This is a genomic window from Mucilaginibacter terrigena, from assembly GCF_004168255.1.
Taxonomy (GTDB): Bacteria; Bacteroidota; Bacteroidia; order Sphingobacteriales; family Sphingobacteriaceae; genus Mucilaginibacter; species Mucilaginibacter terrigena.
This window is the reverse complement of record NZ_SEWG01000002.1, coordinates 783,431-794,483: the sequence shown is the minus strand read 5'-3', so window position 1 is coordinate 794,483 and position 11,053 is coordinate 783,431. Positions and strand designations below refer to the sequence as shown.

Genomic DNA, 11,053 nt, shown 5'->3' with positions numbered 1-11,053 from the left:
AGTTGAGAGCCTTAAGTCGAAAGTCTTGAGGCTTTTTAAGTTTTAACGCTTTTGGTAGAGCATCCCGATCCAAATCGGGAGGGTCGGGAGTTCGAGCCTCTCCCAGGTCACATTCAAGTTGAGAGCCTTAAGTCGAAAGTCTTGAGGCTTTTTAAGTTTTAACGCTTTTGGTAGAGCATCCCGATCCAAATCGGGAGGGTCGGGAGTTCGGGCCTCTCCCAGGTCACATTCAAGTTGAGAGCCTTAAGTCGAAAGCCTTAAGGCTTTTTAAGTTTTAATGCTTTTGGTAGAGCATCCCGATCCAAATCGGGAGGGTCGGGAGTTCGAACCTTTCCCAGGTCACATTTTAGTAAGAAGCCTTAAGTCGAAAGTCTTGAGGCTTTTTAAGTTTTAACGCTTTGGTAGAGCATTGATCCAAATCGGGAGGGTCGGGAGTTCGAGCCTCTCCAAGGTCACATTTTAGTAAGAAGCCTTAAGTCGAAAGTCAAGAAACGCGTTAACCATTATGTTCCTCGCCGGCTTCAACGTCATATTGTTTAACAACATATTCAAGTAGTTTTACAGCGTCTTCTTTAACTTTCCGGTTTTTTATCACTAATTGGTTGCTAACTACTCTTATCAGCGCAATATCCGCGGCCAGCTGGGTAACATCTGCCTGGTTCAGGTCGCGCATTTGCCCATCCGGTATAGGTTTTTGGTTAAAGGCTGCACGCAAGTTAACCGGTGTAAAATGCCGGGTTAAAAATGGATCGAGGTAGCTGTGCTGGTATTGCAGATTAATATCCTGTTCTGTTTGTAACAGCTTGATATGAAATTCGTAACCCGCTATATGGTTTATGATCTCCGAATTGCTGAACTGCTTAAGCTGCAACTCTTTTTTAATGGCCTCCATAGCCCCTCCTGACGGGCGAAACGGGTACATGGTGTGCGAGCCGGCGATCAACTGCTGGATCTTTTTTGTATCTGCTTTTTCAAGCGGTATCTGTAAAAGATCAAATAACGAATCATTTTCCTTAACTATCAGCGTTTCCTGCTTATATATCTCATCCAATTGGGCTATATCGGTTTTTAGGTCTTGTACCAGCTGCGATGTCAGATGCCTTACATGCTCGCGGTTGGTGATGTTCTCTCTAATACTTTCGGCTATGAACCCCATGGTAACGGCAATAAATATCATAAAGCCCTCCAGCAGGTAGCCCTTCCACGACTTGGGTGTATGTTCTGATTGAGAATGATGATGTACTTCCATTGTAGTTTTGGGGGATGTGTTTTGAGCACCGGCAAGGCCGGTAACGGGTACCCGCTGTGTAGTTTCGGCAATGGCCTGTTGTGCAGGGTCGGGTGTTTCTGCATCAGCAGCAACACCGGCTTTTGCGCGTGTACCCCTGGCCTTATTATTGGGCTTAGGCCTGGCGGCCTGCCTGCCGCCGGTTCTTTTGGGGGTTTCGGGGTTACCTTTACTCATAAAACCCAAATCTAAATATTTTAACTATTGGCTACAAAAAAGCGTTTATAAAATTGGCAACATGCCGAATACAGGGTAAGCTTTGCCATAAAAAAAGCCTGCAACAAAAGTTGCAAGCCCTTTATGCGCCTAATTTAAGTTATCGCTTAGTTGTTTTTTGTGTGGTGAAAACCGATATGGCACCTAACTTTTTATTTGCTTCTATCGCCCATCCGTATTTTTTGCCGGGAATAAGTACCGGCCCGTTCAATGGGTATTGAAAAGCGCTGCTTGCAAGCGAATCTTTTTCAAAGATGGGCTTATTGGTATGTATGGCCTGCTCTGGCGATTGATCGCCCACGATCTCTACTATCTTAATTTTATAAGCTACCGGTTCTGTTGGCCTGGGTATTACCGGTGTCCATGTAAACCGGGGCTGCATTTCTGCAGAGATAGTGGCCCCATTTGCCGGTGAAACAACCCCGAGTGACAATACTGCCGATTCTTTCATCTGTACGTTTGTTTTGTCCCGGAATGTTTGCTGTTCATTCCCTTTTATGGAAAAAGCCTTTGTTGTTTCCTGGCTTAACGGAACGCCCACCCCGCCCCTCACACTAAAAAACTGTACCGACAGCTCATAGTCGCCGGGAGGCAAAGTACAGCCTTCCCCTAATAAGGCAACCGCGTCAGCGCCGTCCCAAACCTGGGTTGCAACTTTAAAACCTGCCGAAGGCGCCGAATTTGAAGCATAAGAGCCGCATACTTTATTGCCCCCTTTTTTTATCGTGACCAATATTTTACTTTCCTGCACCAGAGCGTCTAATCGCCCGTTAACAGATGCTTTGATATTTAAAAGTGAAGTACCCGTACCCCAGTTGGCTGTATTGGCATCGGGGTTGGCCGGTAACGAAATATTGATTGCTGTAATAGGATTGTTTTGAGCCATTGCCTGCGCCGAAAGCACGAGCAATAGCAGGGTAATGATCTTTTTCATTTTTACTGCGTTTTTTAAGTGTTGCTTTACGGGGGAATTGGAAATAATATTATTTAAATATACTATAATATTTATTTAATAATTGCAATCACATAACGCAATACTTTTTTAAAAACCCAGCATATGCTTTTCTGAAGGTATAATAAACAGTAAAGCCTTCCAGATGCATCTGAAAGGCTTTATATAAGTGTATTAATTTATCGTGTTGTTATAAATATTATGAAATTATTGAGCAATAAATATATAAAGTTATAACAACAACCCCTTTAGGTCTGCCGGCGAATAGTTGATGGATTTGAGTGTCTTGTTATCCGCCGTGCGGAAAACTAAAAACTTCGATTCCTCTTCCTTATAATGCGCTTCACTGCCGTCCTTTTGCAGGTAGTGGGCTATGGTTTGGTTTGCCTCTTCTACCGAGTTACAAGCCTTGCTCATGTTAGAGCGGTGCACCTCGTCAAATAAAGCCTTAAATTTTTCGCCCAGGCCAAACTCAAGAATGGCACCGGCAAGTACGTACTGGATATCGCAAAGTGCATCGGCAATTTCAACCAGGTTATTATCGGCAATAGCTTCCTGAAGCTCTTTTACTTCTTCGGCCAAAAGGGCAACCCGCAGGTCGCAGCGTGCTTGTGAAGGGATGGTGGGTGTATCTAAAACGGGGTGTTTAAAGGTTTTATGAAATTCGGCAACCTGGTTTAACGGAGAAGCTTCCTGCATGTTATAATAGCTTAATAAGTGTTAATGATTAACCCAAAGCTAATAATTTTTGAAGGTTTTTATAATGGAGATATTAATCCGGCCAGCGGCCACACCACCAGCTTTAAAAACTGCCTGTGGAACAGTAAGGGCATGGGCACAACCAGCCAAAAGAATACCCAGATACGCGCAATTATTTTGTTTTGGAAAAGGGTGATCCTTTTTAGTACCAGCATCTTTTCGACCAATACCAACAAGCCCTGGATAGTAAAATAAAGGGTTGGTAAGCCATAGCCGCTACTTACGGGTACACTCAAAGCAAGTTCGTGCAGTAAGCCCGAGAATATAAAGGCCGCCATAAGCGCCGCTCCGCTCCCTACCCTGCTTTTTAACGGGCGGAAGATAGCAACCGAGGTCATTTCGCTAAAGGCGATGTTCCAGCGTTTGCTCCAAAGTTCGGTAAGGCTAAGGGCCTTTGCCGGCTGCCGAAACAGGTAATAAGTATTAACGCCCGAAAAACGCCACATCCCCGCGCTGATGCCCAACAAGCCAAAATGCAGCACCAGGCTCAATCCTACAAGTAATATGGCGCTTACGGTTATGTAGGTAAGCCTGCTATCAAAATGCTGGTTGACTAATATATGCGCCAATAAAATAAGCAAGCCACCAAGCACTACCCGGCTTATGCCAAACCTTACCATTGGCCAGGCATTTGGCAGGGGCCTGCCGCCAAGCGTTTCAAATGGTTCGGCGCGCATGCCTACCCAGCCAATGGCGTAAACAACCCACTGTTTAAAAGTAAGTGTAAGCGGCTTATTACGGTAGCCCTGTGTTACCGATATCACTTTCATGCCAGTGAAGGTAGTTGCTATGATGGTCAGCATACGCATAATTGAATGCTCGTTCTGGAACAGAAGGTATATCAACAGGATACTTATCACAAGCATCAGCCAGCCTGACAAAACCTGTTTATGTTTTAGAAACAGGTACCCTGCCAAAATCATCACAAGATTTACTAAGGCAAAACAGATAAGGTGATAAATAAGCTGCGCACTCATAATTGTTAAAGGTTATGATAAAAAGCATAACTATAAACCATGCTTAGGGAAATAAATAATGATACCAGCAACACTTCTGCAAATGTGTGCCACTTACCTGTCGGGAAACCTTTCCTGTCGAAATAAAAGAATTGAATAAGCACCCGCGAGATCCAATAAACGGCTATGAATGCGGTGACCAGAGTTGCAAGTAACGAACCATTAAGCAGATCCTTATACGCCAGCAGGGATACCAGGCCAAAGCAAAGATTTATTACCAAAATATATGCCGCGTAGGTCCAAAACATTTGTTTGATCAGGGGCTGCAATTTGGCGAGTTCGGCGCTCCAGTTTAGTATTCGAGGTACGGCCAGGCTGCCAAACACCAATACTATTTGCGCCAAACCTGCTATTTGAATTAAGTACGTTATATTTAATTGAAAGTTATCCATCTGCACTGCTGTTAATACAGTACAAATATAAAACAAATTCTAAACTTTCAATAATTACTGAAAATAAAATTATTTATCATCAAACACATTTTCCCGTATCATAAAAAAAGGCAGCGAGCCATGGGATAGTACCCTATTATGAAAATCTTTGATATCAAACCGGCTGCCTTGTTTTTTCATCAATTCGGTTTTCCACTCCATTATTTTGGCGGCGCCGTGCTTGTAGGTAATTACCTGTGCCGGCCAGCGGCGCACACGCCGGATCTCGCGCAGGGCGATATCATCCTGCCCTTTGATGTATTTTTTCCAGAAGGTTAACGCCTGCTCATCCGTCCAGCCGTAGTAGTTTATACCCACGTCAATAGGGAGCCTTATGGATCGGACTATCCCCCACTCCCATTTGCCAAGCCTGTCGTACGGGGTTTTGTAAAGCCCCAATTCTCTGCCGTATTCTTCCGCGTAAGCGCCCCAGCCTTCGGCAAAGCCCATGTAGTAAAATAGGTTTTGCACATCAGAAACCTTCGCCTGCCCTAATACAGACGACTGGTAATGGTGACCCGGAACTGCCTCGTGCAGAAAAAGCCAATCTACCTGCCGTTTGTTTACATGGTTATTAAAGCTGTTATAATAAAAAACATCCGAATCGTAATAACCCGGCGTTTGCGCCAGTCGTTCGCTATTTCCTTTTCTGATTTGCACCTGCGGGATATTGGTATTGCTGAACAGTTTAGGCAGGTTTTGCATCACCACCTTCCTGGTTTGCTCAAAGGTCTGCTGAATTTGCGCGGGATCTGTAATATAAAACGATGAATCGTTTAGGTGTTTATAAAATGCTGCATCGCTAAGGCCGGTTTCCTTGCGGATAGCCTCTATTTGTTTATTGGCGATTTCAACTTCGCTCAACCCGAATTTGTAAACGGCGTCGGGAGTAATATCATCGTTAACCCATCTTTTAATGAGATATTTATACCATTCTTTGCCATTGGGAATATTGTAGATACCGTTGGTAGTAACTTTCGCGTTTACGGCTATCCATTTAAGTTCAAGATCGATGCGGGTAAGGTTCAGGTCTGTTTCGTATTGGATAAGCTGGTAATCGGTGGTTTGGTTTGCGGTTAGCTTTTGCAGGTCGAATTGCTTGAGGCCTTGTTTTATCCTGCTGAAAAAAACCTGCTGCTTTTTTACCGCGGCTAACGATGGGATATGCTGCAACTGGCTTTCATAACTTAGCTCAAGCTGTGGGATATGCAGGCTGTTGTAGCCGCTCACAAAGCGGGCCGAAAAAGTTTTAAAATCACCCTGCGCCATGGCAAGGCTAAAAGCAAAGAGCATCCCGATAAAAGCGCTGTAAAACTTCATTGCGAGGGTTTTGTATTGAGACACCCGGCTAAATCAATTGTTACTGCTGACCCTAACAAAAAACCCGGCTGCAATTTGCAACCGGGTAATATAAATAATCAACAATCTGCTATTTGTATAAAGGGTTTTTTATTTGATCGAATCCGCTTATATCATGCCCCAAATGTTCACGTTCACGATTGCACATATGCCACACTTTTTTACAACAACCTCATATTAAGCAATTTGATATTTAAACTACTGACAATATAGCGACACCATTAAATCAAAAATAAAGTTTAAAAAGATCCCGGCTGTTCACCGGGACCTTCATTGTTTATTGCGGGGTAAACTTAAAGCTGTGGATCACCACCTCGAACGGTTTATCGTCTGTTGGGGCCTGGCCTTTAAACAACCAAAGGTTTAACAGCACCGGCATGTTCACACTGCTGATAGATACCGACGGGCTCTTGAACTCTTTGCTCAGAAAAAGGTTGTCCCTCGGTTCGTCGTTCATGTGGCCGTACAGGGTTTTAAAAGTAACGCTATTGGCCGTTCTGATAAACCTGTGGGTGGTATAAGTACCGTTCGGCGATGTAAACTCGGTTGAGTAGCTGGTATGCCTTGGCGGGTCGCCCGCTTTGGGATAAACCGTGTAGTTTAAATTAGGGTATGCGCTGTTGCCCCATCTTGCAAACTCAATATCTATCTCGTCGCGTGCATCGGTACCAGAGTAATCAAACAAGCCCAGCACCAGGTTCTTGTCAAACTTATCAACATCGGCATCTATCTGCCATTGATAAGTACCCATTCCAAAGCTTTCGGTACTGGCCACTTCGGCGCATTCCCAGCGGCCGTTGGCAGCGTTCTTGCTTACCTTTAAGTGCAGCCAGCCGCTGCCATCAACCCATACGTTACTGCTGCTCCAAAAGTTTGGCCCCGGGCCGGTAGCTTCGGCAGGTTCTTTCACATTCCAGGTGTAGCCACTCCATTTAATGGTTTTAACCTGCGCGTTGGCATAGCTGTAAGTCAGCAAAAGGGCAAACGCAAAAGCATATATTTTTTTCATCAGGGGGTTATTTTAGTCCGTTAAATAAAGCTAACATCAACGAGTTTGCATCCTGGGTGTCATAATCTCCGCCGTATAAATAACCGCCTTTAAAGCCATTATCCCGCAGGTACTGGGCTTTTTGAGTGATCAGCGGAACGCCGTTATAATACACGCCCTTGCCCGATTTATCTGTATACTCCTTACCAAAAGCGGTTGGGTCGGCGGCTAAAATATCTTTGTAGGTCATGTAATCGTACGATCCCCAGCTTTCGTTATTACCTGCCGGATTTAAAGCGTTGTAACGTAAGCCAAATGCAGGCATACCCACAACCAGTTTACTGGCAGGTAAATGGAAGTTTGGCCATATAGCGGCGCCATCCTTCATAAATTGCAGGCTTGATGATTGTCCTACAGGCGCATCCGGGCCGATGTGGCCGTTATCTTCGTAAGCGTGCAGGTTAACCCAGCTTGCTGCAGAAAGATCAGGGTACTCCCAATGCTGGTAGTTCACTGTAGCGGTAACGGTAACCAATGCATCAGCAGGCAATGCTGCTTTCAACTCTGTCAGGAAAGGGCCTATGGCGTGGATATTATCAGGCGCATTGCCCGAGTTGATGTCTGTCATCATGATATCCACACCATCCATGCGTTTGGCAGCAACATATGCTTTTACCAGGGCTATCAGTTTTGTACGTTTTGCCGGGTCGCGTATGGCGGTACCAAAATCGTTGGTTTCGTAAATGGCCCAGCCATCGATGCCCGATAACCTGCCGCTGATACCCATAATTACCGGTACACCGGCAATGTGCGCCCTTGCTACAAGTTCGTTTGCCTTTTGGCCGGCTTCGCCCGGTGATGTATCCAGGTCACCTTCGGGTGATACCAAACCAATTTTATAGGTAATATGGGTTACATTGTTAAAGTTTACGTTAGCCGCGGTAGCATCCTGGGTAAGGTACGACATCGCAATTTTGGTGTAAGGTTTAAAAGTGTAGGTAGTTGGGTTAACCAATACCTTGGTGCTCCTAACGGTTGAATCGCCGTTGTAGGTAACCTTCAGTTTAATAGTAAACTCGCCGCCGGTGGTTGGCGCGAAGTTGAATTTTTTCTCTTTCGATACTTCAACATTGTTCACCTGCCAGCTGATATCGGCTTTACCGGCGGGCGTAATTTCGATACCCGTAAATTTGGCGGTATCGCCCGAACTGATAACCTGCGCGCCCGAAAACTGCCTTAGGATATCAAATATGCGGGGCTGAAGCGGGTTGGCATCTTCCTGCTCCTTTGCAATATCTTTTTTGCAACCGGCAGTAAGTACCACCAGCAAAACAAGCAGGAACGATAATTTTTGATAGATCTTTTTCATTTTTTTATGTTTAAAATTCTGTAATCCAATACCTTATTTTTTTGCTGCCTTTACAAGGGCATCAATAGTGTTTAATAACGAGTTTGATCCGGCATCGTCCTGTAAAAGCTGCCATACCATAATACCGCCCGCTTTTTGCAGTGCCAGCGTGGTTTTGCTTTTAATGGTTGGTACGCCGTTGTAATACATGGTGCCGCCCGCGGCAACAGTTACCTCGTCCTTATCTGCCGAGCCGGGATACTGTTTAAGGATATCGGCAAAGCTCATATCTTCGGGTACGCCGCTGCCAAAACCATAGCCATAAAAAGGCAGGCCAAGACTAAGTTTTTCTTTGGCTATACCGCGTGTACCGCCCCAGTAGTCCAGATCATCAACTGCCATAGAATATGGCGAATGCTGACCGGGCCTTTCGGGTTTCCAGGGGCCAGTTTTATCGTACGACATGATGTTGATAAAATCGAACTGTGCCAGCGCTTTATCAGTGTATTGCGTTGCATAAACCGTTGCAATGGCTGTGGTAAGCAATTTACCTTTAGGCTTAAGCGCGGCTTTAACGGCAATAACAAATGCTTCGTAATTACCATCAACAAAGTGGCCTTCCAAGTCGATATCGATACCATCCAGGTTATACTGGTCTGCTACAGCTGCAAGGCTGTTTGCCAGTTTATTCCGTTTGTCGCCTGTCGACATCAGGTCGGTATAATACTCGGGTGCAAGGCCGCCGCCTATTGATGCCAAAACCTTTACGTTTTTGGCATGCGCAGCAGCAACAAGCTCTGTTAAACCGTTAAGCGTAGTAAAATTACCTGCTGCATCAGGGTTTATAAATGCAATATTAAGGTGGGTTATTTTGCTAAAGTCGAATTGTATGGCCCTGCCATCAACAACATTATACTCGCGCAGGTAACCCATCACCCTAAAGGATGCGGCAGCAACAGGCTTTTTATCATCATTGATCTTAACTTCAGACCGCGCGCTCTTTTTACAGCTGCACATCAACACCACCATTAAGATAGCCAACCAGGTATTCCTTCTCATCATCGTCTTCATCATCATTATTATTACTATTGCTTATCCCACCAAACCCTTGCTGTCCAATCGTCAACACCACCGGGGATGGCGGCAATCGCTTTATTAATATTGGTAGCATTCTGCTCAGTTTCGGTAAGCGGGTATTCAAACCTGCGTGGCGTGGTTGTAGCGGTAGATTCGCCTGTAATAGCAGGCGCTAAAACCGGGAAACCGGTACGGCGCCAGTTGGCGTAAGCTTCGGGGCCGTTTAAAAGCAGGGCTATCCAAAGCTGCGTGTCAATCGCTTTTAATTCGGCACCGGGCGCAAGCGGGTTATCAGTTTTAAAGTTCGCTATCTGCGTATCGGTAATAACCGGCCCGCCTTTAAATAAGGCAAGCTGTTTCATGGCAGCGCTAACACCGTTACCAAAATGCGTTTTGGCATCAGCACCCAGGCTTAAACTCCATCTCTGGCTGGCTTCGGCCAACAAAAGCTCTGTTTCGGCATAAGTAATGTGAAAGTATGGCGCATCATTGGTGATCATCCAGTTGGCAAGCTGTACTTTTTGGCCATTGTTTGGCACCTGTACAATACGGCCGCCGCCAAGGTCAACGTTTATGGCACCCAGGAAATCGTCGTAGTTATACTTACCGGGGCCAACGCCAATAATACCAACCTGTGCTTTAACCTGCTCGGTAACGTCAACCCTTTCAGATGGTTTATCGGGGTTAACCCAATAATCGCGGGCAATATATTGTAAACGCGGGTCGTTGGCATCGCTCATCGCTTTCAGGAAAGTGTTGCAAATACGCGGCCTGCCTTCATCAGGGTATTGGTTAATAGCAACCGATACACCATTGCCACGGATATCGGCATAGCTGTTTTGTACATCGGCGTGGCGGGTAATACAGTTATCATCGGCGCTGGTAAATACACCTGCGGCGTATGCTGCCTGCACTTCGGCTTTTGCCTTATCCGGGTCGATCTTGCTTAGCCTCATGGCTAAACGCAGGTGTAACGAGTTGGCAAATTTTTTCCACGCGGCAATATTACCCTGGTAAAATATATCTGCCGATACATTATCCTTTGATGCATCTAACTGTGCCGAAGCCTCGGTAAGTTCTTTAAAGAAATCATCATAAATATCTTTCTGGCTGTCAAACTCGGGGCGTACAACTCCCGATAAATATCCCTTACCCGCTTGTTTGTACGGGATATCGCCGTAAAGGTCTGTCATCCTTGCAAAAATGTACACTTTCATGATGCGGCACATAGCGTTAAGGTTGTTTTTAAGCGGGTCTTTTGCAGACCGCTCAACAGCGTCAACAATATTCAGCACATCGTTAGGATAGCCAAGCTCCCACAATTCAGACATGTACTGCCTGTTCTTTACATATTCAAAACCATAGCGGGTATAATAGGCACCGCCAATTTGCTGTACCAGCGGCATGGTCATGATAATGCTTGTACGCTCGTTAATGGTCAACTCGCCCGAGAAACGCAACTGGGTTAATACCAATTGGTTCACCGGATCGAGGTTGCTTGATTTGGTTGGATCGGTATTAAGGTCACCAAAATCTTCAAACTTTTTACAGGAAACCAGCACCGTGGTAACCGTTAAAAGCAGGATAATTATCTTGTTTATATATTTTTTCATATCTAT

General features: G+C 45.2%; 10 protein-coding genes. All 10 read right to left on the bottom strand.

Annotated elements, in window-relative coordinates:
* Positions 1 to 496 precede the first annotated feature (496 nt).
* Positions 497 to 1,465 carry a hypothetical protein gene (locus EWM62_RS07180; RefSeq protein WP_129875970.1) on the bottom strand — a complete coding sequence of 323 codons (969 nt, stop codon included), beginning with the start codon at positions 1,463 to 1,465 and terminating at the stop codon, positions 497 to 499.
* 139 nt (positions 1,466 to 1,604) lie between these two features.
* Positions 1,605 to 2,438, bottom strand: coding sequence for a hypothetical protein (locus tag EWM62_RS07175; RefSeq protein WP_129875969.1), 834 nt, complete (start codon positions 2,436 to 2,438; stop codon positions 1,605 to 1,607).
* 249 nt (positions 2,439 to 2,687) lie between these two features.
* Positions 2,688 to 3,155, bottom strand: a complete 468-nt coding sequence (locus EWM62_RS07170; protein ID WP_129875968.1) for a pyrophosphohydrolase domain-containing protein — start codon at positions 3,153 to 3,155, stop codon at positions 2,688 to 2,690.
* A 59-nt stretch (positions 3,156 to 3,214) separates the two neighbouring features.
* A complete protein-coding gene (locus tag EWM62_RS07165; RefSeq protein ID WP_162499800.1) occupies positions 3,215 to 4,060 on the bottom strand; it encodes an MBOAT family protein in 846 nt (281 codons plus the stop codon).
* A gap of 137 nt (positions 4,061 to 4,197) precedes the next feature.
* Positions 4,198 to 4,623 carry a hypothetical protein gene (locus tag EWM62_RS07160; RefSeq protein WP_129875966.1) on the bottom strand — a complete coding sequence of 142 codons (426 nt, stop codon included), beginning with the start codon at positions 4,621 to 4,623 and terminating at the stop codon, positions 4,198 to 4,200.
* Between the two features lie 69 nt (positions 4,624 to 4,692).
* Positions 4,693 to 5,982, bottom strand: coding sequence for a DUF885 domain-containing protein (locus EWM62_RS07155; RefSeq protein ID WP_129875965.1), 1,290 nt, complete (start codon positions 5,980 to 5,982; stop codon positions 4,693 to 4,695).
* A 316-nt stretch (positions 5,983 to 6,298) separates the two neighbouring features.
* On the bottom strand, positions 6,299 to 7,030 hold the full coding sequence (locus EWM62_RS07150; RefSeq protein ID WP_129875964.1) for a glycoside hydrolase family 16 protein: 732 nt from the start codon (positions 7,028 to 7,030) through the stop codon (positions 6,299 to 6,301).
* A gap of 7 nt (positions 7,031 to 7,037) precedes the next feature.
* Positions 7,038 to 8,378, bottom strand: a complete 1,341-nt coding sequence (locus EWM62_RS07145) for a glycoside hydrolase family 18 protein (protein WP_129875963.1) — start codon at positions 8,376 to 8,378, stop codon at positions 7,038 to 7,040.
* A gap of 33 nt (positions 8,379 to 8,411) precedes the next feature.
* Positions 8,412 to 9,419, bottom strand: coding sequence for a glycosyl hydrolase family 18 protein (locus EWM62_RS07140; protein WP_162499799.1), 1,008 nt, complete (start codon positions 9,417 to 9,419; stop codon positions 8,412 to 8,414).
* Between the two features lie 23 nt (positions 9,420 to 9,442).
* On the bottom strand, positions 9,443 to 11,047 hold the full coding sequence (locus EWM62_RS07135) for a SusD/RagB family nutrient-binding outer membrane lipoprotein (RefSeq protein WP_129875961.1): 1,605 nt from the start codon (positions 11,045 to 11,047) through the stop codon (positions 9,443 to 9,445).
* Positions 11,048 to 11,053 lie beyond the last annotated feature (6 nt).